A 23,638-nucleotide genomic window follows, 5' to 3' on the forward strand; every position below is an offset into this window, starting at 1 on the left:
CGGGGTCCCGACAGGCGAGATCTCGATAGATGGGGGTAGGAAAGCAGACATGCCGGACTTTGTGGACCAGGTGGTCCTGCACATCAAGGCCGGTGACGGGGGGCATGGCTGCGCCTCTGTCCATCGGGAGAAGTTCAAGCCGCTGGGCGGCCCCGACGGCGGCAACGGCGGCCGGGGCGGTGACGTGATCCTGGAGGTGGATCCGAACACCGCCACGCTGCTGGACTACCACCGCCGCCCGCACCGCAAGGCCGACAACGGCAAGCAGGGCTCCGGTTCCAACCGCGACGGGGCCAACGGCGAGGACGTCATCCTGCCCGTGCCCGACGGCACCGTGGTCAAGGACGCCGTCACCGGTGAGGTCATCGTCGACCTGATCGGCGCCGGCACCCGCTACGTCATCGCCGAGGGGGGCCACGGGGGCCTGGGCAACGCGGCGCTGGCCTCCGCCAAGCGCAAGGCCCCGGGCTTCGCGCTGCTCGGCGAGCCCGGCGACGCGCTCGACGTGATGCTGGAGATGAAGAGCGTCGCGGACGTGGCGCTGGTCGGCTTCCCGAGCGCGGGCAAGTCCTCCCTCATCGCGGCGCTCAGCGCGGCCCGGCCGAAGATCGCCGACTACCCGTTCACCACCCTGGTGCCCAACCTCGGCGTGGTCACCGCGGGCGACACGATCTTCACCGTGGCCGACGTGCCCGGCCTGATCCCCGGCGCCTCCGAGGGCAAGGGCCTCGGTCACGAGTTCCTGCGCCACGTCGAGCGGTGCAACACGCTCGTGCACGTGATCGACTGCGCCACCATGGAGCCGGGCCGCGACCCGATCAGCGACTACGAGGCGATCGAGGCCGAGCTGGCGGCGTACGGCAAGCTGGAGGACCGGCCGAGGCTGGCCGTGCTCAACAAGGCCGACGTGCCCGACGCCCGTGAGCTGGCCGACATCGTCCGGCCCATGCTGGAGGAGCGGGGCCTGCGGGTCTTCCAGATCTCCGCGGCCACCCACGAGGGTCTCAAGGAGCTGACCTACGCCATGGGCGAGATGGTCGCCGCGGCCCGCGCCGCCGCCCCCGCCCCCGAGCCCACCCGCCTGGTCATCAAGCCCCGGCAGCTCGGCGAGGCCGGCTTCACCGTGCGGAAGGTCGGCGAGAACACCTTCCAGGTCACCGGGACCAAGCCGGAGCGGTGGATCCGCCAGACCGACTTCACCAACGACGAGGCCGTCGGCTACCTCGCCGACCGCCTGGAGCGCCTCGGGGTCGAGGAGGAGCTCGCCAAGGCCGGCGCCACGGCCGGGGCGGAGATCGTCATCGGCTCGATGGAGGGCGGCTACGTCTTCGACTGGCAGCCCACGCTCAACGCCGAGGCCGTGCACCAGGGGCCGCGCGGCACGGACAACCGGCTCGGCTAATCTGCTCACGCCTGCCATACCCTCTCAAAGCCCTTGAAAGGTGCGTCCTGTGACCCCGGCGACCTCCGCCCGCGACCGGATCCGTACGGCCTCGCGCCTCGTCGTGAAGGTGGGGTCGTCCTCGCTCACGACACCGCAGGGGACGATCGACGTCGACCGGGTGGACGCACTGGTCGACGTGCTCGCCGCCCGCCGTACGGCCGGCACGCAGATCGTGCTGGTCTCCTCCGGCGCCATCGCGGCGGGCCTGGGCCCGCTGGGCCTGTCGGCCCGGCCCAGGGACCTGGCCACCCAGCAGGCCGCCGCCTCGGTCGGCCAGGGCGTGCTGGTGGCCCGCTACACCTCCTCCTTCGCCCGTTACGGCCTGCGCGTCGGCCAGGTGCTGCTGACGGCCGACGACATGATGCGCCGCGCGCACCACGTCAACGCCCAGCGCACGCTGAACCGCCTGCTGGAGCTGGGCATCGTCCCGGTGGTCAACGAGAACGACACCGTGGCCACCGACGAGATCCGCTTCGGTGACAACGACCGCCTCGCCGCGCTGGTCGCCCACCTGACGCGGGCCGACGCGCTGGTGCTGCTGTCCGACGTGGACGCGCTCTACGACGGCGACCCCCGCCGCCCCGGGGCGCGCAGGCTCGCCGACGTACGCGGCTCCCAGGACCTGGCCGGCGTCGAGCTCGGCAAGGGCGGCGCGGTCGGCACCGGCGGGATGATCACGAAGGTGCAGGCGGCCAGGATCGCCACCGGCGCGGGCGTGCCCGTGGTGCTGACCGCCGCCGCGCACGCCGCCCAGGCCCTGGCCGGCGCCGACATCGGCACCTACTTCCACCCCGACGGCCGCCACCCCGGCACCCGGCTGCTCTGGCTGGCCCACGCCACCACCGGCCGCGGCCGGCTCCACCTGGACGACGGGGCGGTCGAGGCCGTCGTGGCGCGGCGCAAGTCGCTGCTGCCGGCCGGGGTCACCGCGGTCGAGGGCGACTTCGCCGCCGGGGACCCGGTGGACCTGTGCGGGCCGCACGGCCACGTGGTCGCCCGCGGCCTGGTCAACTTCGACGCCGCGGAGATCCCCGACCTGCTCGGCCGCTCCACCCGCGAGCTGGCCAGCACTCTCGGTCCGGAATATGAACGCGAGCTGATCCACCGTGACGACATCGTCATACTGGAGCCCACCTACTAGTCCCTCCCTGGAGCGCACATGTCCGAGGATTTCCTGAAGGTAGCCCTGGCGGCTAAAGAGGCCGCCGCCGAGCTGGCCCCGCTGCCGCGGGCGCCGAAGGACGCCGCGCTCCGGGCGATCGCCGACGCGCTGGTGACCCGGTCCGCCGAGATCGTCGAGGCCAACGCCCTCGACGTGGCCAAGGCGCGGGAGAACGGCACCTCCGAATACATGATCGACCGGCTCAGCCTGGACGCCGGGCGGATCGAGTCCATCGCCGACGCGGTGCGCCAGATCGCCGACCTGCCCGACCCGGTCGGCGAGGTGCTCCGCGGCAGCACGCTGCCCAACGGCCTGGAGCTGCGCCAGGTCCGGGTGCCGCTCGGCGTGATCGGCATCATCTACGAGGGCCGCCCCAACGTCACGGTCGACGCGGCCGCGCTCTGCCTCAAGAGCGGCAACACCACCCTGCTGCGCGGCTCCTCCAGCGCGTATGAGTCCAACACGGTCCTGGTGAGGGTCATGCAGGAGGCGCTCGCCGGCACCGAGGTCCCGGCGGGAGCCGTACAGCTCGTGCCCGGCCAGACCCGTGACTCGGTCAAGACGCTGATGAAGGCGCGCGGCCTGGTCGACGTGCTGATCCCGCGCGGCGGCGCCTCGCTGATCAACTCGGTGGTGGAGGAGTCCACGGTCCCGGTCATCGAGACCGGCGTGGGCAACTGCCACGTCTACGTCGACGCCGACGCCGATCTCGACCTGGCGCTGGAGATCCTGCTCAACGCCAAGACGCAGCGGCCCTCGGTCTGCAACGCGGCCGAGACCTTCCTGGTGCACGCCGCCGTCGCCGACGCCTTCGTGCCGCGCGCGCTGGCCGCGCTGGCCGAGGCGGGCGTCACGGTGCACGGCGACGAGCGGATCGCCTCCCACGGCCAGGGCGTCGTCCCGGCCACCGAGGAGGACTTCGGCGCCGAGTACCTCTCGCTGGACATCGCCGCCGCCGTGGTCGACTCCCTGGAGGACGCGGTCGCCCACATCAGGAAGTACGGCTCCGCCCACACCGACGCGATCGTCACCCGCTCGGTCACCGCCTCCCGCAGGTTCGTGGCGCTGGTCGACTCCGCGGCCGTGGCGGTCAACGCCTCCACCCGCTTCACCGACGGCGGCGAGTTCGGCTTCGGCGCGGAGATCGGCATCTCCACCCAGAAGCTGCACGCCCGCGGCCCGATGGGCCTGCCGGAGCTGACCTCCACCAAGTGGGTCTACACCGGCGAGGGCCACCTGCGCACCTCCTCGGGCACGATCATCGCCTCCTGCCCCGGCGCCTGACCGTCGGCGACAAGTCGGATACAAGGCGGGCGGGATATCACTGGGGTGTGGCTGAACAACATATTGAGATCACACACAACTCGCCCGCCCCGCCCGAACGCCTGTGGGCGGTCCTGGCGGATGTGTCCACCTGGTCCCGGTGGGCCGCCTTCGACGTCGCCAAGCTGGAGTCTCCGGGCCTGCCCGAGCCGGACGGTGTGGGGGCGGTCCGGTTCTTCCAGCGTGGCAGGAGGGTCACCCGGGAACGGGTGATCGTCTTCGATCCCGGCTCCTGGCACTTCGCGTACGAGCTTCTGGAGGGTGTGCCGGTGCGGGACTACCGGGCCGACGTCACCTTGGAGGCGATCCCCGGGGGCGGGACCACCGTCCGGTGGCGCTCGCGCTTCCACGGCCGCCTGCCCGGGCAGGGGCCGATGGTCAGGTTCGTGCTGCGCCGGTTCATCGATGATCTGGTAAAGCGCCTCGCAGCTCAGGGTATGTGACCGCGTGTCGCGCCCGGCGGACATGGCGGGCGTGGCTTGACTGGCCCGCATGGACACCGCGATCGCATTGCTCTTCATCGGCGCCGTGCTGTTCGGGGCCGACCGGGTGATGGTGTTCCTGGAGAGCCGGGGACACGTGTACTGGAGGCACAGGAAGCGCCGGGACCCGGACGCCGAGCCGGTCGCCGAGCTGGAGAGCATGCTGACGTCCCCGGAACGGGAGCCCGCCGGCCGGTCGTGACGCGTTCCGCCGTCCGTTCCTCTCGCTGATCTTCCTTCTTGTACGGCGCGCCGCCGGGAGATCAGCCGTCCCCGCCCGCTAAGGTGTGGTCTCCTATGGCTGGAGGGCGGGTGGGCAGGCTCGGACGCGTCGGGCCGTACACACTGGTGGAACGTCTCGGCAGGGGCGGGATGGGCGAGGTCTACCTCGCCACGACCCGGCGGGGTGAGCACGTCGCGCTCAAAATGCTCCGTGACGCCGTCGACGTCGGCGCCGAGGCCCGCATCCGGCTCGAACGCGAGGTCCGCGCCCTACGCCGGGTCGAGAGCCCCTACGTCGCCCGGGTCCTCGACGCCGACCTCACCTGCGACCGGCCCTACATGGTCATGGAGCACATCGAGGGGGACACCCTCCTCGACCGGGTACGGCACGGCGGCCCGCTGCGCGGCGCCGACCTGATCATCCTGGCCCAGGGGCTGGCCGCCGCCCTGGCGATCATCCACGCCGCCGGGGTCGTGCACCGCGACCTCAAGCCGGCCAACATCCTGGTCGGCCCGTCGGGCGAGCCCGTACTGATCGACTTCGGCATCGCCCAGGTGCTGGACGCCACCCGGCTCACCATGACCGGCACCTTCCTCGGCACCCCCGGCTACGCCGCGCCCGAACTGTTCGCCGACGAGCCCGTGGGCGAGCCGGCCGACGTGCACGCCTGGGCCGCCACCGTGGCGTTCGCCGCCACCGGCCGCCCCACCTTCGGCCGGGGCACGGTCGAGGCGCAGATGTACGCCGTCCTCAACGGCCGGGCCGACCTGGTCGGCGTCCCGGCCGTCCTGCTGCCCCTGCTGCGCGCCGCCCTCCACCGCGAGCCCGCCAAGCGCCCCACCGCCGCCCTGCTCTCGGCCCGCCTGGCGCGGCTGGCCCGCGCCACCCCCGTCAAGCCGGCGGCCACCCGCCGGGCGGTGAAGCCCTCCGTGCCGCCCCCCGCCGAACCGATCTCCACACCCGTCCCCGAGAAGGCGGGCTCGCGCAGGACGGGACCGTCGACGGCCAGGAAGACGGAGCCCCGGGCCAAGGCCGGGGCGAAGACGGAGAACCGGGCGGAGCCGGGAGTCAGGCCGGAGACCCGGCCGGAGTCCTCACGCGCGGCCCGTCTCGCCGACAAGGAGCCGCAGCCCGCCGTACGGCCCGCGGACAAGGAGTCTCCGCGCGCGGCCCGCTCCCCGGCCAAGGAGGCGCGCCGGCCCGCCGCGGCCGCCCGGGTGGCCTCCAGGGTCCGGCGGGCGGACGCCGCGGCGGAGGCGGCGCCGGACGACTTCCGGGGACCGCTGCCCCCGGGGAACATGGCCCTGGTCCTGCTGGCGGTGCTGGCGGTGCCCTGCGTGGTGGCCTCGGTGATCTGGCCGCTGGCGACCTTCGCGGTCACCGGGCTGTTCGCCGTCCTGGCCCGTACGGTCTGGACCGGGCACTGGCTGGTCAGGAAGCGCAAGTCCGCCAGGGTGCGGGGCGCGCTGCGGGTGCTGGGCTTCCCGCTGACGTTCACGGGGTCGCTGGCGACCGCCGTGGTCTGGCCGGGACTGCCCGCCGCGGGCCTGGCCGCCGTCGCCCTCTGGCTGGCCCTGGGCGGGTCGCTGCCGCACGAGTGGTGGCAGCGACCGGCCCCGGTCGCCGTCGCGGGCGTCGTGTTCGGGGTGGTGTGCGGGGGGATCGTCGGCCGCGAGGTGGAGCGGGTCAGCTCCGGCCTGCCCGACCTGCGCAAGGAGGGGCTGAGGGCGCTGGCCGTCCTGGGCGGGTTCGTCGCCCTGTGCACGGCGGCCGTACGGGTGGTGGCGCTGGTCCTGTGAGGGCTGCGGGATGCCGTTCCTCACAGGACGGGTCGCGTCATCGGCCTGGTCAGGCGACCTTGGAGGCGGGGGCGGCCCAGGTGTTGCAGGAGGCGGGGTCGCCGGTGGTGTAGCCGCGCTTGGCCCAGTAGACGATGTTGGAGCCCTTGCCGGAGAATCGGGGTTCGCCCCTGGCGTCACCGTTGTCTTTCAGCAGGCTCTGCAGTTCTCTCCAGTCCTTGTCCGAGCGGTCGAGGGAGGACCAGATACTCCGGAGGAACACCATGCTGAGGCAGTCGCTCTGGAGGTTCAACCTCCGGAATTGCTCGTCGCTCTCCTTGCTGTTCGCATACCGCATCTTCTGGTAGACCCGTTCGATGCCCACGAGGTCCTGGATGTGGTAACCGTACGAGGAGGCCGCGACGTACAGCAGCCAGAGGTCGTCGGTGTCGTGGAGCCAGCTCTTTCCGATCTGCGCGAGGATGGTGTTCGTGTCCGAGCAGTGATACACCATCGAGTTGTCCTTGCCGACCGTGTAGCCGCAGAACTTCTTGGGTATCTTCCCGAACTTCAGGGTGGGCTCGCTGAACGGCAGCCCGGCCGCGGTCAGATGCGCCTCCCAGGCGGTGTTCAGGCAGTCCTGGACCCCGGCCCAGTACTTCTTCGCCAAGGTCAGGTCGCCGTCGTTGATCGGCGGTTCCTTGCACTCGGTCTCGGCGAGTTTGCCGGACTCGTAGAGCGCGTTCTTCGTCAGCTCCTTGTCCTTGATCGGGTAGGCGTGGGCCGTACCCGTCAGAAGGAGCCCTGCCACGCCGGTCATAGCAATGATCGTGCGGATTCTCATGGACCGGCACAGTAGAGCATTACCCATGGGCGTACAAAAGGCCCAGGAGGTGAACTCCCGGGCCTTTCCTGTGAAGGTACGGAGATCTAGTTGCCATCGCGGCGGGCGAAGCGGTTGAAGATCCGCTCACCCGCGTTGGCCGCGCCCTCGGCCACGTCGCGCAGCACGCCGATGAACGGGTCCTGAGACTGCGACCACGACTCGCGGTAGGAGCGGGCCGCGGCCTTGACCTCCTCGGAGATCTTGGCGTTGGAGTCGTCGGCGCGGCGGGGGTAGGTGCCGGCGAGGATCGCCTCGTACTCGCCGCTGCGGCGCCACTTGTCGAGCTCGGCGACGCGGGAGACGGCGAACGGGTGGGTCGTGCCCAGCAGGTTGAGCACCTTCAGCAGGCCGTCGCGCACGTCGCCCGCCGTGTCGTACTCACGCGCCTGGTCGAGGAAGGCCTCGATGTTCATCTCGTGCAGGTGCGAGCCGCCGGCGAGCTTCATCAGCGCGCGCAGGGCGGCGTCGGGGTCCTGGCCGACGAGCAGGCCGCCACGGTCGGCGGAGAGCTCGGACTTGCGGTGCCACTCCTCCAGGCCCGCCACGATCGCGCGCAGGCCGATGTAGCCCAGCGGGATCCAGGCCACGCGGGCGGCCAGGCGGGTGAGGATGTCCAGCATGGTGCGGTAGACCGCGTGCCCGGACAGGATGTGGGCGGTCTCGTGGCCGATGACGAAGCGCTGCTCCTCCTCGTCCATCAGGTTCAGCAGGCCGGTGGTGACGACGATGAACGGGTCGTCGAAACCGATCGCCTTGGCCTGGACCTGCGGGTTCTGCTGGACGTAGACCTCCGGGATGCGGTGGAGGTCGAGGACGTAGGCCGCGTCACGGCCCATGTCGTGCAGTGCGCGGAACTGGGTGTCGCCGGTGCGCACGGCGGAGGCGAGATAGATCAGGCGCAGACGGCGTTCGCTGACAAGGCCGGACATCTGCTTCAGGACCGTGTCGAACCCGCTGAGCGACCGGAGGGCGACCAGCGCGGACCGGTCTGCGGGATGTTCGTAAGCACGGGAGCTGATGCCGGGAAGCTGCACGCGGTTGCGATCCGGGGTGGTGGTCATGTCCGGCATGCTACGTCGGGTACGCCCGTCACGCGCGGGGGGCGATTAAAAGCTCCGTACGGCTTGCGCGTATGGTCCGTTCCATGACGAATGCGCCGATCAGCCGGGGGAAGCGCCGTCTGGGCGTCATGGGTGGCACCTTCGATCCGATTCACCATGGTCACCTGGTCGCCGCCAGCGAGGTCGCGCACCACTTCGACCTCGACGAGGTCGTCTTCGTGCCGACCGGCAGGCCATGGCAGAAAGCCGACAAGGTGGTCTCCGCCGCCGAGGACCGCTATCTGATGACCGTCATCGCGACCGCCTCCAACCCCCGTTTCTCGGTGAGCCGGGTCGACATCGACCGGCCGGGCCCGACCTTCACCATCGACACCCTGCGCGACATCTCCGACCTGCACGGCCCCGAGACGGACCTGTACTTCATCACCGGCGCGGACGCCCTCTCCCAGATCCTGAGCTGGCGCGACGCCGAGGAGCTGTTCACCATCGCCCACTTCGTCGGAGCCACCCGCCCCGGCCACCACCTCCACGACCCCGGCCTCCCCGAGGGCCGCGTCAGCCTCCTGGAAATCCCGGCCCTGGCCATCTCCTCCTCCGAATGCCGCCAACGGGTGGCCGCCGGAGAACCCATCTGGTACCTGGTCCCCGACGGCATCGTCCAATACATCAACAAGCGCGGCCTCTACCTGGAAAAGGACGACTGACCGGCGCTTTCGTCATTTCCCCGCCGGTCGGGCGCCGCCGGACGGCGTGCTCGCTCGGCCGGAGCTGGTGCGGGCGTTGGCGGCGGCGCAGCGCTTCGTCGACTCCTACCCGCACAGGGGGGACCTTCCCGCCGCCGGCGATCAAGGAGTTGTTCTCCGCCGATCACCGGTATCCGGGGTGGGCGGGAGACGCCTGGGCTGATCGCGCGGCCGCGATCAGTCCTCGGGATCCAGGAACAGGGCGCTGAGGCGGGGCAGGTGCTTGCGGGTCTCGTCCTCGTCGTCGATGTCCCAGTCCTCGCCGGCCGGGTGATCGGGCCGGTCCATGGCCGCGAACGCGGCCGTCAGCACCTCGTCGAACGACTCCGACTCACCCTGGACGCGCTCGTAGGCCCGCTTCGCCGCGTAGGAGGCGTCCTCGCAGCCGATCCAGCCCTCTCCGGCACGGCCCATCCGCACCACGACGGGAAGGTCGGCCAGCGAGTCGGGGTCGGCGACGGCCCGGGTGAACACCGTGCGCCCGAGAAGCATGAGCCCGGCGCGGAAGTCGACGAAGCCGTCGTCGCCGCAGCCGCCCTCGATGAGCTGCGCGGCGTTGCGCAGCGGCCGCCGGTAGGCGAGGTCCTGCATCTGCACGAAGATCCGCTCGAACGCGATGATCTCGACGGGCTCCAGCTCGGAGATCAGATCGGTCAGGATCTCCACCAGCGGGTCGTCGGGCGGGTCGCGGTCGTCGGCACGGTCGCCGGCGATCGCCCGCGCCCGCTCGATGATGTTCCACCAGGTATCGACGTCCACCCCGGTCACCATAGCCCCGGCCGGGCTCCCCGGGATTCCGGGGAGGCTGATGCGCCGGAGAACGCCTGGAGAGGCGTGTTCCGTACGGCGAGCAGACCATGCCCTCGGGTACGTTGGCCGGATGGAGGATCAGCACGCGAGAGCTGCCCGACCGAAGCACGACCACCGGCAGGGTCGTCCCGGCCCGGCGCCCGCACCCGGGGACGACCCCGCCGCCGGGCCGCCGGGAGCACGCGCCGGACGGCTGCGCGGCAGGCCGCTGGCCGCCTCGTTCCTCGGACTGGCGATGCTCCTGTCGGGCTGCGCCGGTACGGAGGGCTCCGCCTCCACGGCCGCCTCCGACCGGACGCCGATGCGGTCGGCCGCCGAGCAGCCGGCGTCGGGGCGGGCCGCCGCGGGACCCTCGGCGACGCCGACGGCCGATCCCGCGGGCCGTACGACGCCCGCCCCGCCCGACCCGGACGTGGCCATCCCCAGGGACCCCGCCCGGCTGGCCCGTGCCCTCGCCGGCACCACGACGCGGCTGCGCGGCGCCATCGACGAGTGGCGGCGCACCGGCGACCCCGCCACCGGGCAGGCTCCCGAGCCGGTGGTCCTGCTGGCCCTGCACCAGCAGCGCATCTACCGCTTCATGGCCCGCAACCGCGAGATCGCCTCCCGCACCTACGCCGCGCTGCCGAAGGCCCTGGCGGGACCGGCCAAGGAGAACGTGACGGCGATCCGCGAGCTGCTCAGCCTCGCCCATCCCGTCAGCAAGCCCGCGAAGTTCCGCGTCACCCAGCCCAAGCCCGCCGACGTCCTGATCGGTCACTTCCGGCGGGCCGAGCGCCGCTTCGGCGTCGACTGGGAGGTGCTGGCGTCGGTGATGTTCGTCGAGACGAAGTTCGGCCGTGTCCGCTCGCCCAGCCACACCGGCGCCAAGGGGCCCATGCAGTTCATGCCCGGCACCTGGAAGGCCTACGGGATGGGGGGCGACGTCCACGACACCGGCGACGCCATCCTGGCCGCGGCCAACTATCTGCACGCCTCGGGGGCGCCGCGGAACTACCGGCGGGCGCTGTACGCCTACAACCACTCCTGGGCGTACGTCAACGCGGTGCAGCGGCACGCGCGCCAGATCAAGCGGGACATCCGCAACTACTACGCCTACTACAACTGGCAGGTGTTCGTGCTCACCACCCGCGGCGAGCGCCGCCTCAGCGGACCCTCCTGACCCCCGCCGGCGCGCGCCCTTCCGCGTCGTGGCGGCTCACGGAGGCGGACGACCGGTGAGTGGGGAGGGTCATGAGTGTGAATCTGTTTGCAGGGTGGAATCGGGTGGCAGAGGATAGGCGTTGTACCTATCCGGGCCTGCTCTTCAACGCGGGCCGCACCGGGCATCCTTAGGGGTGACGACACCGACTACGGAGGATCAGTCCACACCGTGACAGCAACCGAAAGATCCGTCCAGCTCGTGAGGATCGCCGCAGAGGCAGCTGCGGACAAGCTGGCCGACGACATCCTGGCCTACGACGTGAGCGACCAGCTCGTCATCACCGACGCGTTCCTGCTCTGCTCCGCCACCAACGACCGTCAGGTCCGCGCCATCGTCGACGAGATCGAGGACCGGCTCCGGATCGAGGCCGACGCCAAGCCCGTCCGCCGCGAGGGGGAGCGGGAGGGCCGCTGGGTCCTGCTGGACTACGTCGACATCGTCGTGCACGTCCAGCACGAGGAGGACCGGACCTTCTACGCCCTGGAGCGGCTCTGGAAGGACTGCCCCTCCATCTCCCTGCCCGACAGCGTGACCCAGGTCGCCGCGCAGCGCGCCCGGCCGACCGGCGTGGAGGACGCCTCGTGAGGGACCTCCACGCACGGATCGCCGGGGTGCGGGGCGAGGGCGGAGCATGAGCCGTCGCGTCGTCTGCCTGAGGCACGGCCAGACGCTGTGGAACGTCGAGCGCCGCTTCCAGGGGCACACCGACATCCCGCTGGACGAGACGGGCATCGCCCAGGCTGACCGGGCGGCCTCGATGCTCGCCACGCTCCGCCCCGACATGATCGTCTCCTCCAACCTGCAGCGGGCCTCGGAGACCGCTCGGGCGCTGGCCCGTGTCACCGGCCTGGACGTGGCCGTGGACGAGGACCTGCGGGAGCGCGGCGGCGGCGAGTGGGAGGGCCTGACCCGCGAGGAGATCTCCGCGGGCTGGCCGCGGGAGTTCGCCGCCTGGGAGGCCCCGGGAGGCGAGGACGTCGCCGACGTCGCCAAGCGGGTCTCCTCAGCGATCACCCGCTGGGCCGACCGCATCGACCCCGACGGGCTGCTGGTGGTGGTCTCCCACGGCGCCGCCATCCGGCTCGGCATCGCCAGGCTGATGGGGCTGCCGCAGGAGCACTGGCCGGCCCTCGGCGGCCTGGGCAACTGCTCGTGGTCGGTCCTGCAGGAGGGCCGCAAGGGCTGGCGCCTGCTGGAGCACAACGCCGGGACCCTGCCGGAGCCGATCCAGAGCGACGACAGCCCCGAGGCCACTCCCTCCTGAACGACCCTCTGACAGCCTCCTGAGAGGACAGCCTCCTGAGAGCAGGCGTCACCCGCGCCGCGGATGGCGCGCGCGGGCCGTACGCCCGTCGATTAGGTGAACGGGACGTTGTCCCTATATGCTTCCGGAGCGCCGCAACGAGAGCACTCGGAGCGGTGACCAGGGGCTATGGCGCAGCTGGTAGCGCGCCTCCATGGCATGGAGGAGGTCTGGGGTTCGAATCCCCATAGCTCCACAGTGTGAGGCGGGATCCCGTCCGATCATCTCGATCGGGCGGGATCCCGTCGTTTTCGGCCTCCGGCCTCGCCGTTCCCGCAGGCCGCACCGATCGGTGCGCGGGGGCTACGGTTGCAGGCGTGAACGACTCTGTGCCCCCCGAGCGTCTTACGTCCTCCGAACGCCCCACACCTCCCGAACGCCTCGCCTCCCCGGAGCGCCTCGCCTCCCCGGAGCGCCTCGCCTTCGCCGACGCCGACGAGCGCCTGGACGGATCCCTGTCCGCCTGCTTCCAGGGCGACCACGACACGGTCCTGTTCTTCGACGGCGACGTCGTGCTCGGCGGGGACTTCCTGGACGCCCTCACCGAACTCGGCGGGCAGGGGGCGGACATCGTGGTGATCACCGGGGACCTCACGGTGAGCGGCCGGATCGCCCTGTACGACGACACGCCGGGACTCTACGTGGAGGGCACCACCCGGGCCGAGACCCTGGAGGGCGGTGACGCCGAGATCTACATCCAGGACGGCGTCTTCACTCATCTGGTCCACGGTTACTACAACCACGGCGTCCTGGAAGCGGGCAGGGTCGAGACGCCCTGGGTGATCAACTATGATCACGATCTGCGGATCACCGCCCCGGGCGCCCGGCACGTGGACAACTACGGCTTCTCCGCCGAGGCGGAGTTCACCAGGCACGACATCGCCGGGTCGTTCGTCCCGGAGGTGGTCGACCCGGGCCGGGGCTCGATCGTCGTCGAGAGGTTCCTCGACCGGCTCCGCGCCGGACTGCCCGTCCGTTCCTGGTCGTGAGCCCTCCGGTCCCGCCTCCCGCGTTCCGGGACGTGCACATCGGGCGCTGCGGCCCGGCTGATGTGGCCTTCCACCCCGGCGGGGGCTGTTTCGCCGTCGCGGGGGAGGACGGGACGGTGCGGCTGTGGGACACCGTCACCGGTCACGAGATCGCCCGGTCCCCCACCGGTACGGCCGGACAGGCCTGGGCGGTGGCCTTCCACCCCCGGGGCCGCCTGGTCGCCACCGGCTGGTCGGACGGCGCGATCCGGATGTTCCGCACCGCCGCCCTGCGGCCCGCAGGTGAAACGCCGGGCGGCCACAGCGAAGGCGTCACCGCGCTGGCCTTCCACCCCGGCGGTCGCCTGCTGGTCAGCGCGGGCCAGGACGGGACGGTACGGCTGTGGCACACCGGCACCCCGCGGCCCGCTGAGGAGCCGCCGGGCGGCCACAACGGAGGCCTCACCGCGCCGGCCCTCCGCCCCGGAGGTCGCCTGCCGGCCGGCGACCCCGTGCACGCGGTGGCCTTCTCCGCCGACGGACGCCTGCTGGCCGGCGCCGCGGGCCGTACCGTGCGGCTGTGGGACGTCGTGACCGGGCGGTCCGCCGGTCATCTGAGGGGCGATCGCAGCGGGGCCGTCCACGCGGTGGCCTTCCATCCCGGCGGACGCCTGCTGGCCGCCGCCGGTTACGACCTGAACCAGGTGAGACTGTGGGACGTCGCGACCGGCTGTCCCGCCGGCGAACCGGTGCGCGGTCATCTCGGGGACCACGTCTGGGCGGTGGCCTTCCACCCCGGAGGCCGGTTCTTCGCGACCGCCGGCGACGACCTCACGGTGCGGCTGTGGGACACCGCGACCGTCCGGCCCGCCGGGGAAGCGCTGAGCGGCCACACCGGGTATGTCTCCTCGCTGGCCTTCCACCCCCGCGGGCACCTGCTGGCCGCTCCCGACGCGAGCGGCACGGCGCGGCTGTGGAGCATGCCTGTCCACTGAGAGGCCCGCGTCACGGCCTCCCGCCGGGGCGTCCCGGTCACGCAAGCGGGGCCGCCGGTCAGACCCAGGGGCGCCCGATGCGCCGATGGCGGCGGATGAGGCGTCGTTCGGGCACGTCGGTCAGATCGGGCGGGCCGTCCGCGTCCCCCGGCCGGGCCAGCCGCGGGCCGTACCGTTCGGCCAGCGGGGTGGCGCTCAGCCCGTGTGCGAACACGCTGAGCAGTACGGTGAAGGCGATCACCGTGACCGCCGGCTCCGCCACGGGCCCGGCCAGGTCCTCCGTGGCGAGCAGCCCGAAGACGACCGAGGCCAGGCCGCGCGGGCCGAACCAGCCCACGAACAACACGGTGGGGCGGCCCAGTCCCGACCCGGCCAGGGCGATCGCCACCGGCAGCATCCGGAGCACGGTCAGGCTCGCCAGGGCGTACAGCACCACCTGCCAGGTCAGTCCCGCCAGCGCCGGGACCACCGCGACCATCCCGAACATCAGCCACGCCAGCAGTGAGAGCAGAGTGCCCGTCTCCTCCACGAAGGGGACCATCCCGACGGCCGGGCCGGCCCCGGCGGCGAAGGCGAGTCCTCCGACGAAGGCGGCGATGAAACCGTTGCCGTGCAGCGCCACGGAGGCGGCGTAGGCACACAGCGCCAGGCCCAGCACCGCGGCGCCCGCGAACCCCTGGGCCACCCAGCCGCGGCTGCGGCAGGCCTTGACCAGCAGGCCGCCGCCACCGCCGACCGCGATCCCGATCAGCAGACCGAGCGCCAGCTCGCCGAGCGCCGTCCCGACGCCCCTGTCGGCGTGCTCGGCGGTACCGGCGCCCGCGATAGCCAGGAGCACGAACGGTGTGGCGATCCCGTCGTTGAGGCCGCTCTCGACGTTGATCAGCCGGCGGATCCTGGCGGGGACCGCGGGGTTGACCATCATGGCGGCCCCCAGTGCGGCGTCCGTCGGCGCGAGCGCCGCGCCGACGAGCAGGGCGAGCCAGATGCCGGTCATCCCGGGCAGCGCGAGGGCCAGCAGCGTACCCAGGCCGATGGTGAACAGCAGCCCGATGCCCAGCAGCCGCGCGCACAGCCCCATGTCGTCTTTCAGGTGGTGCAGTCCCACCCGGGACGCGTCAGAGAACAGCACGAGCACCAGCGTCAGCTCGGCCAGGAGCTTCACCGCTTCGTTGCCGGGCGCCGCCTCCGGCCTCGCCAGCGGGCCGTGGGTCAGCAGCACTCCGGCGGCGGTGAACACGATCGGCGCGGTCATGTCGAAGCGTTCCAGCCGCGCCGACAACGCGCCCCACACGAACACCAGCCCGGCGATGATCGCCACATTCGCCGCCGTCATCGTTTCCCCTGACCGCCTGGACCCCGGGATCCGCGCGGGCCGGTACGCCCCGCCCGGCCGCCCGTGCCGTCTGCAGTCCCAGCTTCCGCCGGTCGGGCGCGCGCGCATCACCCGCAACGGGTCGCAATCACCGGTCTCGGCCGATCCGGGGACGGAGCGGTGATCACGAGGCCGGGCGGTCGCCACATGACCATGGAACAGGGAGAATTCAGCGCATGTGGTTCGGCGTGCTGGGGGCGGTGGAGGCGCGGAGCGCCGATGGGCTGGTGCTCGCGGTCGGAGGGCCGCGGGTGCGCGCGGTGCTGGCGATGCTGGCGCTCGACGCCGGGCGGGTGGTCACCGCCGAGCGGCTGATCGACGGCCTGTACGGCGACGAGCCTCCGGCCAACGCCGCCAACGCGCTGCAGTCCCAGATCTCCCGGCTCCGGCACCAGCTCGGGCGGACCGGCGCGGTCGAGGGGCATCCGGCGGGATACCGGCTCCCGGCCGAGCCGCAGGACGTCGACGCGCACCGCTTCGAGCACCTGGCGGAGGCCGGGCGCCGGGAGCTGGCCGCCGGTCGCGCCCGGGAGGCGGCGGCGCTCCTGCGCGAGGCCCTCGGCCTGTGGCGGGGACCGGCGTTCGCCGACGTGGGGGACGCGCCGTTCGCGCGCGGGCAGGCCGCCCGCCTGGAGGAGCTGCGGCTGGGCGCCGTCGAGGACCGGATCGAGGCCGGGCTCGCCCTGGGCGCGCACCGGACGCTGGTCGGGGAGCTGCGGGACCTGGTGGCCGCGCACCCGCTCCGGGAGCGGGTGCGCGGGCAGCTCATGCGGGCGCTGTACGGCGGAGGCCGCCAGGCCGAGGCACTGGCCGCCTACGAGGAGACCAGGCGCGTCCTGGCCGAGGAGCTCGGCGCGGAGCCGGGAGCCGACCTGGCGGCCCTGCATCTGGCGATGCTGCGCTCCGAGCCCCTGCCGCCCGTTCCCGGCTCCCCGCCCTCCGTCGCGGGCCCACCGCCGGAGGCGGAGCCGCGTACCGGGCCGGATGCCGGGGTCACCGGGGCCGCGGTCGCGGAGGAGCCCGCGGGGAGCGCGGCCGGGGACACACGTGCGGGCCTGCCCGCGCAGCTGACGAGCTTCGTCGGGCGATCGCAGGAACTGGAGCGGGTCGGCGCCCTCCTGGAAGAGGGCAGGCTCGTCACGCTCACCGGCCCCGGAGGCGCAGGCAAGACCCGGCTGGCCGTGGAGGCGGCCGGGCGCTCGCCTGGCGAGGTCTACTTCGCCGACCTCGCCGCGGTCACCGACGGCGCGGAGGTCCCGCAGGCCGTCCTTGGCGCGCTCGGCCTCCGGGAGACCGGGCTCGCGCCGCCGATGCCCGGCAGGCCCGTCCCCGGCCCGGTGGAGAAGATGATCGCGGCCCTCACCGGGCGCAGGGTCCTGCTCGTCCTGGACAACTGCGAGCACCTGGTCGAGGCCGCCGCCGGGCTCGCCGCCCGGCTGCTCGGCGCCTGCTCCACACTGCGGATCCTGGCCACCAGCCGGGAGGCGCTCGGGATCACCGGGGAGAGCCTGTGCCCGCTGTCCTCCCTGGCCCTGCCGCCCGCCGGGACGCAGGCGCAGGAGGCGCCCGGCTATCCGGCGGTGCGGCTGTTCGCCGACCGGGCGGCCGCCGTACGACCCGGGTTCACGCTGGACGAGACCACCGCCGAGGCCGTGGTGCGGATCTGCCGGGCGCTGGACGGGCAGCCGCTGGCGATCGAGCTGGCCGCGGCGCGGCTGCGGTCCCTGACGGCCGAGGAGGTGGCCGCGCGGCTGGACGACCGCTTCCGGCTGTTGTCGCGCGGCAGCCGTGCCGCCCAGCCCCGCCATCGCACGTTGCGCGCGGTGGTGGAGTGGAGCTGGGACCTGCTGGAGGAGGACGAGCGCGTCCTGGCCAGGCGGCTGACCGTCTTCGCCGGAGGGGCCACGCTGGAGGCCGCCACGGCGGTGTGCGGGCTCCCGGGCGAGGACGTGGTCGAGTGGCTGACCGGGCTGGCGGACAAGTCGCTGGTGGAGGTGACCGGCGACCGCTATCGCATGCTGGAGACGATCCGCGCCTTCTGCGCCGAGCGGCTGGCCGAGGCGGGCGAGCAGGAGCGGATGCGGCGGGCCCACGCCGACCACTTCCTCGGCCTGGCGCTGGCCGCGGGGGCGCGCCTGCTCGGGGCCGACCAGCTGCGGTGGCTGGCCTCGCTGGACGCCGAGCGGGACAACCTGCACGCCGCGCTGCGCCGCGCGACCGACGCGGGCGACACCGAACGGGCGCTGCGCCTGCTCGCGGCCCTGATCCCCTACCTGTGGATGCGCGGGACGCGCGGGGAGGGGACGGGCCCGGCCGAGGAGATCATCCGGTCGATCGGCACGCGGATCCCGGCGGGACTGGAGGAGGAATACGCCATGTGCGTGTTCAGCATCGTCTCGGGCGGGTCGCGCGGGGAGTTCGACGAGCACCTGAACAGCGTGATCGGGAGCATGGTCGCCGCCGGACGGCCGCCCCGGCAGCCGTTCCTGACCATGCTGTGGGGCATGGCGATGGGCATCCCCGAGCCCGGCGTCGCCGCGTCGATGAAGGAGGAGCGCGCCCTGATCGGGCAGGACCCCTGGAGCCGGGCGCTGGGGCTTCTCGGCGACGGGCTCATGATGGTGCACGCCATGCGGGTCGAGGAGGGGGAGCGGGCGCTGTCGGCGGCGCTGGAGGGCTTCCAGGCGGTCGGGGAGAGGTGGGGCCTGTCACTCACCCAGTCCGAGCTGACCAAGATCGCCGAGTGGCAGGGCGACACCGGCCGGGCGCTGGCGCTGATCGAGGCGAGCATGGAGCTGTCACGCGAGCTCGGCGCGGACGACGACGTCGCCGAGCGACTGTGCCGCCGGGCCCTGATCCGGGTGCGGACCGGAGAAGCCGAGGGGGCGCGCCGCGACGCCGAGCAGGCGATGGAGATCGCCCGCCGGGCGGGGGCGGCGGAGGTGCTGGCCCAGGCGTACCAGGCCCTGGGCCGGATCGCGCGCGCCCAGGGGGACGCCGACCGGGCCCGTGGGTTGCTGGAGGAAGGGCTGGCCGCCTGCCCGACCGGCTGGTTCGGGTTCGAGGAGACCCGCGCCGGCATCATGATCGACCTGGGGTTCCTCTGCGAGGCGGCGGGGGAGGGTACGGCTGCGCTGGCCTGGTACCGGCAGGTGCTGGACATCGCCGTGGCCCACCGGAACATGACGCTGGCAGCGGCCGTGGCCGGGGCGTTGAGCGGGGTCGCGCTGCTGGAGGGCGACGACGAGCGCGCGGCGCTGCTGCTGGGCACCGCCGCGGCACTGCGCGGTACGGCGGTCGCCCCGGACGCCGAGGCGGTCCGGCTGGAGAGCGCGGCCCGCGCCCGGCTCGGGGACGCGGCCTTCGAAAAGGCCTTCGGGCAGGGCACGTCGGCGACCGGCGAGCAGGCCCTGGCCGTGCTCGTCTCGGAGGACGCGGGCGGTCGGTGACCGGGGCCGGACGTCGGGTCGGCGGTTCCGGGCGGCTTACGACCGGGGCGCATGACCGGAGATCGCCGTCAGCGAGTCCGGACGGCGTACGACCGGAGACCGCCGTCAGCGGATCCGGTGGGCACGCGACGGGGCCGGACTCCGTGTCAGCGGGCTCGGGCGGCGCGGGACCAGCGGTTGCGGACCAGGCGGCGGGCCGTACGGGGGGTGCGGTCGCGCTGGTCGGTCCTGAACCACAGCTGCACCCTGGCGCCGCCCATGGAGGAGCCGTCGATCCGCAGGTCGCCTCCGGAGGACTCGGCGAGCTGGCGGGCGATGTCCAGGCCGAGACCGGTGGAGCCCGACCCGCTGGCGCCGCGCCGCAGCGCCGCATCGATGTCGGGGATGCCCGGCCCGGCGTCGGCGATCAGGATGCCGACCGTGCCGGAGCCCTGGTGCAGGGTCACGGTGAAGGCGGCCCCCTCGGGGGTGTGCCGGAAGACGTTGCCGAGCAGCGCGTCCACCACCGCGCTGAGCTCGGTGGCCGCGACCGGGACCCGGACGGGCTCGGAGGCGCCGATCAGCTGCCACGGCCGCTGCTGGTCCTCGGCCAGCGCGGACCAGAAGGTTATCCGCTCGCGGAGCACCTCGGCCGCGTCGCACGAGACGAACGCCGGGGCGCGCGACGGCTCGCGGGCCGCCGCGATGATCTGGTCGACCTCGGACTCCAGGCGGCTGAGCGAGCGACGGCTCTGCTCCGCCTCCGGGCCCAGGTGGTCGAGGCTGAGCCGCAGGGCGGTCAGCGGGGTGCGCAGCCGGTGCGACAGGTCGGCGGCCATCTCGCGCTCGGCGGCCAGGAGCTGGACGACCCGGTCGGCCATGGTGTTGAAGGCCTCTCCCGCGGCGACCAGCTCCGGCGGGCCCTCGGGTTCGATGCGCACGGTCAGGTCGCCCGCGCCCAGTGAGCCCGCGGCCCGGCCCAGGCGGCGGGCCGCGCGCACCACGCGCCCGCCCAGGCGGTCGGCGACCACCACCGAGCCGGCGACCAGCACCACGGCGACGCCGGTGAGCACCGCCCACGAGGAGGTGACTCCCCGGGTGAGCTCCTCGGCCGGCACGAAGACCTCGATGACCACCGTGCGGCCGCCGTCCAGGGCGACGGGGCGCAGCAGCAGGCGCCCGGTGCCGGTCTCGGCGGTGACGGCCCGGGCCCGCTGGGAGACCGCGGCCACGGTCGGGGCCGGGGCGCGGACGGTGCCGATCGAGCCCCCGCTCGGCAGGTGCACGGCGATGCGGTCCTGCGCCCCGGTGCTGGCCAGGGCGTGCGGCAGGCGGGCCGGGTTCACGGTGATCGCCAGGACCGGGACGAGCGCCGAGGCCTGCCGTTCGGCCTCCGCCATGGCCCTGGCCTCGGCGCTCTCCTTGATGAAGAGCGCCAGGGGCACGAGGAACGCCAGCGCGATCATCGAGGCCCCGGCGAGCGCGAGCAGGGCGAGGGTCCTCCTCATCGCGGCCCTCTCATGACGACGGGCTCACAGCGACCGGCTCATGACGACGGGGCCACCAGCATCACCCCGACGCCCCGGACGGTGTGCAGATAGCGGGGGGCCGAGGCGCTCTCGCCGAGCTTGCGGCGCAGCCACGACAGGTGCACGTCGATGGTCTGGTCGTCGCCGTAGGACTGCTGCCACACCTCGGTGAGCAGCTCCTTGCGGGATACCACCCGGTCGGCTCTGGCGGCGAGGTAGGCCAGGAGGTCGAACTCCCGGCGGGTCAGCGTCAGGGGAGTGCCGCCCACGGTGGCCTCGCGCCGGTTCAGGTCCACCGCCAGCTCGCCGACCCGCACGATCTGCGGGGGGCTCGCGGCCCGGGCCCGCCGCAGCACCGCGTCCAGCCGGGCGTTGAGGTGGTCGCCGGAGAACGGCTTGACCAGATAGTCGTCCGCCCCCGCCTCCAGCAGGCGGACGATCTCCGCCTCGTTGTCCCTGGCCGTCGCGACGATGACCGGGACGCTGGATACGCTGCGGACCATCTTCAGCGCCTCGGACCCATCCAGATCGGGCAGGCCGAGGTCGAGGATCACCGCGTCCGGAGGATGCTGGGTGATCTCTCGTAACGCGTCGAGGGCACGCCCCGCGCTGCGCACGGCATGCTGGCGCCTGCTCAGTTCCTGAATGATCGCGGAGCGCACATACTCGTCGTCTTCCACCACGAGAACGGTCGCCATGAGAGGTAACCGTAGTGAACAAAGAGACATCTGGGGTAATAATTCACCGCATGCGGCAAAAGCTGGGCTTCGTAGCGGTGTGGGTGGGCGCCACGGTCATGGCGACCTCCGTCGCCTGGTTCGGCGTCCGGGACGTGCTCCACCGAGGGGCCTTCGACGACGTGAAGATCGAGCCGCTCAGCGCCGCGGACGGGCGGACGGGCGAGACGCCGCCGCCGATCGAACCGGCGGAGTTCCTCGGCACCCCGGCGGTGTCGCCCAGCCCCGGCGAGAGCGGTACGCCGACCCCTGCCGCCCGGCCGCGCCCGGCCCGCTCGGAGCAGGCGGGCGGCACCTCCGCGCGGCCGCGTACGTCGCCGAGCCCCAAGCGCTCGTCGAGCAGCCCGGGGATCAAGCCGGTCCCGGCGCGCACCACGCCGACGACCGCCCGCACCACCGCGGCGCCCCGGCCCGCCCGGACCACCTCGGCCCCCCGGGCGGCCCAGACCACCTCCGCGCCCCAGCCGGCCACCCAGGCGGCGGCGAACCAGAACGTGCGGGTGGTGCAGGTCAAGGGCGGCACCGTCTCGTTCACGATCGAGAACGGCGCCTGCCGCCTGGTGTCGGCCGTGCCCGTCTCCGGTTACCAGACCAGGATCTCCCAGGCCGACGGCTGGATCCGGGTGGACCTGTTCCAGGGTGACCACGGCTCCTCGGCCTTCTGCATCGGGCACGAGAACCGCACCGACACCTGGGAGTACTGACCCGTACGGAGGCGCGGGCGTACGGCGCGCGGGTCAGCCGTTCTCGATCTCCCGCAGCAGCTTGCCCGCCTCGGCGATCCGGTCCTCGGAGAAGACCGCGATGCCGTGCAGCTCCAGCAGGGCGGTGGTGACGCCCTGGCCCGGCAGGCGGTGGCCGCGGAAACCGCCGTCGTAGATGGTCAGGCTGCCGCAGGAGGGGCTGCCCTCCTTCAGAACGGCGATCTTGACGTCGAAGGACGTGGCGACGGCGAGCGCGGCCTGGGCCCCGGCGAGGAAGGCCTGGGTGACGTCGCTCCCGTCGGCGGCCAGCACTCTGGCGGCCCCCGCGAGCACCGCCGCGCCCCCGGCGCCGGCCTCGATCTCGGCGGCCGGGCGGGGGACGGGCAGGCCGCCCTCGACCTCCGGGCAGAAGGGGACCAGGCGTCCCTCCCGGCGCCAGTCGGCCAGCAGGGCGTCGCCGCTCGTCTTGGCGGCCCCGTCGTAACGGACCTTCCGCCCCATCAGGCAGGCGCTGACCAGGATTCTCTCCACGTTCCCAGCCTATGCGCCTCGGATCAGGGGGCGGGGCGGGCGGGCAGTACCCTACTGCCCATGTCCGCAAACCTCCTGAGGTCCCGATGATCGATCCGCTCGCGATCGGCCTGATCGTGCTGGCACTGGTGATCGCGCTGGTCAGTCTGCTGACGACCGCGCTGAACAAGGCGATGGGCAACCTGCTCCTCGTCGCCCTCGGCGTGCTGGAGCTCGGCCTGCTCATCCAGGCGGGGTTCCTGATCGCCGCGCTGGTGCGGGGCGAGGGCCCTGAGGAGACGGCGACCCTGATCGGCTACATGCTGGGCACCGTGGTGATCCCGCCGGTGGCGGCGTTCTGGGGAGTGGGCGAACGCTCCCGCTGGGGCCCGGCGGTGATCGCGGTCGCGGGCTTCGCGATCCCGGGCATGGTCGGGCGGATGATGCAGATCTGGCAGGGGGTGGCATGAGCGGGACGACCAACGGGCACGACACGCCCGTGAACACGGACTCCGGTCACGAGGCGGGCGCCGCCGCCCCCTCCTCCGGGAACGGGCACGGCGGGGACGGGCACGGCATCGGCTCCGGGCCGGGCCGGGTCCTGGTGGCGGTCTACGCCGTCTTCGCCCTCGCCGCCGGGTCGCGGGCGGCCGTGCAGATCGCGCGGCAGTTCGACGAGGCCCCGCTGGCCTACTCGCTGTCGGCCTTCGCCGCCGTGGTCTATCTCCTGCTCGCGGTGGCCCTGGCCATGGGCAGGCGCACACTGGCCCTGGTGGCCTGCGGCATCGAGCTGGCCGGGGTGCTGATCGTGGGCACGCTCAGCCTGGCGGATCCGGAGGCTTTCCCGAAGGCCACGGTCTGGTCGGGCTTCGGGAGCGGATACGTCTTCATCCCGATGGTCCTGCCGTTGATCGGCCTGTACTGGTTGTCGCGGCGCAGGCAGCCGTAAAAAAGTCGCTCCGACGTCGCGTGT

Annotated in this window: 23 protein-coding genes and 1 tRNA gene; 17 read left to right on the top strand and 7 right to left on the bottom strand. The window is 73.0% G+C overall.

Going from position 1 to position 23,638, the window contains the following annotated elements:
• Window positions 1–49: 49 nt before the first annotated feature.
• From obgE to Psi01_RS04710, 6 genes are all read left to right on the top strand, one after another.
• A complete protein-coding gene (gene obgE / locus Psi01_RS04685; protein WP_204062680.1) occupies window positions 50–1,402 on the top strand; it encodes a GTPase ObgE in 1,353 nt (450 codons plus the stop codon).
• A 49-nt stretch (window positions 1,403–1,451) separates the two neighbouring features.
• Window positions 1,452–2,585, top strand: a complete 1,134-nt coding sequence (proB, locus tag Psi01_RS04690) for a glutamate 5-kinase (protein ID WP_239127094.1) — start codon at window positions 1,452–1,454, stop codon at window positions 2,583–2,585.
• 18 nt (window positions 2,586–2,603) lie between these two features.
• Entirely contained in the window at window positions 2,604–3,890 is a 1,287-nt protein-coding gene (locus Psi01_RS04695; protein ID WP_204062681.1) for a glutamate-5-semialdehyde dehydrogenase, read from the top strand.
• Between the two features lie 47 nt (window positions 3,891–3,937).
• Window positions 3,938–4,372, top strand: a complete 435-nt coding sequence (locus Psi01_RS04700) for an SRPBCC family protein (RefSeq protein WP_204062682.1) — start codon at window positions 3,938–3,940, stop codon at window positions 4,370–4,372.
• Between the two features lie 49 nt (window positions 4,373–4,421).
• Window positions 4,422–4,613 carry a hypothetical protein gene (locus Psi01_RS04705; RefSeq protein ID WP_204062683.1) on the top strand — a complete coding sequence of 64 codons (192 nt, stop codon included), beginning with the start codon at window positions 4,422–4,424 and terminating at the stop codon, window positions 4,611–4,613.
• 110 nt (window positions 4,614–4,723) lie between these two features.
• Window positions 4,724–6,433: a serine/threonine-protein kinase gene (locus Psi01_RS04710; RefSeq protein WP_204062684.1), complete on the top strand. Its 1,710-nt coding sequence runs from the start codon at window positions 4,724–4,726 to the stop codon at window positions 6,431–6,433.
• A gap of 49 nt (window positions 6,434–6,482) precedes the next feature.
• Here the strand turns inward: Psi01_RS04710 and Psi01_RS04715 are convergent, their stop codons facing one another.
• Together Psi01_RS04715 and Psi01_RS04720 are read right to left on the bottom strand one after the other, a co-directional pair.
• On the bottom strand, window positions 6,483–7,232 hold the full coding sequence (locus tag Psi01_RS04715) for a neutral zinc metallopeptidase (RefSeq protein WP_204062685.1): 750 nt from the start codon (window positions 7,230–7,232) through the stop codon (window positions 6,483–6,485).
• Window positions 7,233–7,342: 110 nt separating this feature from the next.
• Window positions 7,343–8,368 (bottom strand): M48 family metallopeptidase, encoded by a 1,026-nt coding sequence (locus Psi01_RS04720; RefSeq protein WP_204062686.1) that lies wholly within the window; start codon window positions 8,366–8,368, stop codon window positions 7,343–7,345.
• Between the two features lie 74 nt (window positions 8,369–8,442).
• Here Psi01_RS04720 and nadD point away from each other — a divergent pair, with 74 nt between their 5' ends.
• Window positions 8,443–9,063 (top strand): nicotinate-nucleotide adenylyltransferase, encoded by a 621-nt coding sequence (gene nadD, locus Psi01_RS04725; RefSeq protein ID WP_204062687.1) that lies wholly within the window; start codon window positions 8,443–8,445, stop codon window positions 9,061–9,063.
• A 216-nt stretch (window positions 9,064–9,279) separates the two neighbouring features.
• On the opposite strand, the gene Psi01_RS04730 is transcribed toward nadD, so the two are convergent.
• Window positions 9,280–9,861, bottom strand: a complete 582-nt coding sequence (locus Psi01_RS04730; RefSeq protein WP_204062688.1) for a DUF4240 domain-containing protein — start codon at window positions 9,859–9,861, stop codon at window positions 9,280–9,282.
• A gap of 121 nt (window positions 9,862–9,982) precedes the next feature.
• Between Psi01_RS04730 and Psi01_RS04735 the strand changes: the two genes are divergently transcribed.
• The 6 genes from Psi01_RS04735 to Psi01_RS04760 all read left to right on the top strand — a co-directional run bounded on the left by Psi01_RS04735 (window position 9,983) and on the right by Psi01_RS04760 (window position 14,382).
• Complete coding sequence (locus Psi01_RS04735; protein ID WP_204062689.1) at window positions 9,983–11,074, top strand: lytic transglycosylase domain-containing protein; 1,092 nt, start codon at window positions 9,983–9,985, stop codon at window positions 11,072–11,074.
• A gap of 210 nt (window positions 11,075–11,284) precedes the next feature.
• Complete coding sequence (gene rsfS, locus Psi01_RS04740; protein ID WP_204062690.1) at window positions 11,285–11,701, top strand: ribosome silencing factor; 417 nt, start codon at window positions 11,285–11,287, stop codon at window positions 11,699–11,701.
• A 46-nt stretch (window positions 11,702–11,747) separates the two neighbouring features.
• A complete protein-coding gene (locus Psi01_RS04745; protein WP_204062691.1) occupies window positions 11,748–12,380 on the top strand; it encodes a histidine phosphatase family protein in 633 nt (210 codons plus the stop codon).
• Between the two features lie 162 nt (window positions 12,381–12,542).
• Window positions 12,543–12,615: transfer RNA gene (locus Psi01_RS04750), tRNA-Ala, on the top strand.
• Window positions 12,616–12,736: 121 nt separating this feature from the next.
• Window positions 12,737–13,408, top strand: coding sequence for a hypothetical protein (locus Psi01_RS04755; protein ID WP_204062692.1), 672 nt, complete (start codon window positions 12,737–12,739; stop codon window positions 13,406–13,408).
• A complete protein-coding gene (locus tag Psi01_RS04760; RefSeq protein WP_204062693.1) occupies window positions 13,405–14,382 on the top strand; it encodes a WD40 repeat domain-containing protein in 978 nt (325 codons plus the stop codon). The genes Psi01_RS04755 and Psi01_RS04760 overlap by 4 nt, the downstream gene beginning before the upstream one ends.
• 58 nt (window positions 14,383–14,440) lie before the next feature.
• Here Psi01_RS04760 and Psi01_RS04765 read toward each other — a convergent pair whose 3' ends face one another.
• A complete protein-coding gene (locus Psi01_RS04765; protein WP_204062694.1) occupies window positions 14,441–15,718 on the bottom strand; it encodes a cation:proton antiporter domain-containing protein in 1,278 nt (425 codons plus the stop codon).
• A gap of 215 nt (window positions 15,719–15,933) precedes the next feature.
• On the opposite strand from Psi01_RS04765, the gene Psi01_RS04770 reads away from it, so the two are divergent.
• Window positions 15,934–19,206 carry an AfsR/SARP family transcriptional regulator gene (locus Psi01_RS04770; protein WP_204062695.1) on the top strand — a complete coding sequence of 1,091 codons (3,273 nt, stop codon included), beginning with the start codon at window positions 15,934–15,936 and terminating at the stop codon, window positions 19,204–19,206.
• 146 nt (window positions 19,207–19,352) lie between these two features.
• Here Psi01_RS04770 and Psi01_RS04775 read toward each other — a convergent pair whose 3' ends face one another.
• Window positions 19,353–20,693, bottom strand: a complete 1,341-nt coding sequence (locus tag Psi01_RS04775) for a sensor histidine kinase (RefSeq protein WP_204062696.1) — start codon at window positions 20,691–20,693, stop codon at window positions 19,353–19,355.
• A 38-nt stretch (window positions 20,694–20,731) separates the two neighbouring features.
• Window positions 20,732–21,412 (bottom strand): response regulator transcription factor, encoded by a 681-nt coding sequence (locus tag Psi01_RS04780; RefSeq protein WP_204062697.1) that lies wholly within the window; start codon window positions 21,410–21,412, stop codon window positions 20,732–20,734.
• Between the two features lie 50 nt (window positions 21,413–21,462).
• On the opposite strand from Psi01_RS04780, the gene Psi01_RS04785 reads away from it, so the two are divergent.
• A complete protein-coding gene (locus Psi01_RS04785; RefSeq protein ID WP_204062698.1) occupies window positions 21,463–22,155 on the top strand; it encodes a hypothetical protein in 693 nt (230 codons plus the stop codon).
• Window positions 22,156–22,188: 33 nt separating this feature from the next.
• On the opposite strand, the gene Psi01_RS04790 is transcribed toward Psi01_RS04785, so the two are convergent.
• Window positions 22,189–22,686: a 2-thiouracil desulfurase family protein gene (locus tag Psi01_RS04790; RefSeq protein WP_204062699.1), complete on the bottom strand. Its 498-nt coding sequence runs from the start codon at window positions 22,684–22,686 to the stop codon at window positions 22,189–22,191.
• Window positions 22,687–22,772: 86 nt separating this feature from the next.
• Between Psi01_RS04790 and Psi01_RS04795 the strand changes: the two genes are divergently transcribed.
• Both Psi01_RS04795 and Psi01_RS04800 read left to right on the top strand, forming a co-directional pair.
• The gene (locus Psi01_RS04795; protein WP_204062700.1) at window positions 22,773–23,135 is read left to right on the top strand and encodes a hypothetical protein; all 363 of its coding nucleotides are present in this window, start codon (window positions 22,773–22,775) and stop codon (window positions 23,133–23,135) included.
• Complete coding sequence (locus tag Psi01_RS04800) at window positions 23,132–23,614, top strand: hypothetical protein (RefSeq protein ID WP_307819220.1); 483 nt, start codon at window positions 23,132–23,134, stop codon at window positions 23,612–23,614. The genes Psi01_RS04795 and Psi01_RS04800 overlap by 4 nt, the downstream gene beginning before the upstream one ends.
• Window positions 23,615–23,638: the final 24 nt, after the last annotated feature.

Source organism: Paraplanobispora siamensis, from assembly GCF_016863175.1.
Classification (GTDB): domain Bacteria; phylum Actinomycetota; class Actinomycetes; order Streptosporangiales; family Streptosporangiaceae; genus Planobispora; species Planobispora siamensis.

Excerpts from the sequence above, each read along its gene's own strand:
- Psi01_RS04795 (WP_204062700.1), top strand. The coding sequence starts at position 22,773 with ATGATCGATCCGCTCGCGATCGGCCTGATCGTGCTGGCACTGGTGATC.
- Psi01_RS04705 (WP_204062683.1), top strand. The coding sequence starts at position 4,422 with ATGGACACCGCGATCGCATTGCTCTTCATCGGCGCCGTGCTGTTCGGG.
- Psi01_RS04765 (WP_204062694.1), bottom strand. The coding sequence starts at position 15,718 with ATGACGGCGGCGAATGTGGCGATCATCGCCGGGCTGGTGTTCGTGTGG.
- Psi01_RS04775 (WP_204062696.1), bottom strand. The coding sequence starts at position 20,693 with ATGAGGAGGACCCTCGCCCTGCTCGCGCTCGCCGGGGCCTCGATGATC.
- Psi01_RS04800 (WP_307819220.1), top strand. The coding sequence starts at position 23,132 with ATGAGCGGGACGACCAACGGGCACGACACGCCCGTGAACACGGACTCC.
- Psi01_RS04735 (WP_204062689.1), top strand. The coding sequence starts at position 9,983 with ATGGAGGATCAGCACGCGAGAGCTGCCCGACCGAAGCACGACCACCGG.
- Psi01_RS04785 (WP_204062698.1), top strand. The coding sequence starts at position 21,463 with ATGCGGCAAAAGCTGGGCTTCGTAGCGGTGTGGGTGGGCGCCACGGTC.
- obgE (WP_204062680.1), top strand. The coding sequence starts at position 50 with ATGCCGGACTTTGTGGACCAGGTGGTCCTGCACATCAAGGCCGGTGAC.
- Psi01_RS04780 (WP_204062697.1), bottom strand. The coding sequence starts at position 21,412 with ATGGCGACCGTTCTCGTGGTGGAAGACGACGAGTATGTGCGCTCCGCG.
- Psi01_RS04770 (WP_204062695.1), top strand. The coding sequence starts at position 15,934 with ATGTGGTTCGGCGTGCTGGGGGCGGTGGAGGCGCGGAGCGCCGATGGG.
- Psi01_RS04695 (WP_204062681.1), top strand. The coding sequence starts at position 2,604 with ATGTCCGAGGATTTCCTGAAGGTAGCCCTGGCGGCTAAAGAGGCCGCC.
- Psi01_RS04745 (WP_204062691.1), top strand. The coding sequence starts at position 11,748 with ATGAGCCGTCGCGTCGTCTGCCTGAGGCACGGCCAGACGCTGTGGAAC.
- Psi01_RS04720 (WP_204062686.1), bottom strand. The coding sequence starts at position 8,368 with ATGCCGGACATGACCACCACCCCGGATCGCAACCGCGTGCAGCTTCCC.
- Psi01_RS04715 (WP_204062685.1), bottom strand. The coding sequence starts at position 7,232 with ATGACCGGCGTGGCAGGGCTCCTTCTGACGGGTACGGCCCACGCCTAC.
- nadD (WP_204062687.1), top strand. The coding sequence starts at position 8,443 with ATGACGAATGCGCCGATCAGCCGGGGGAAGCGCCGTCTGGGCGTCATG.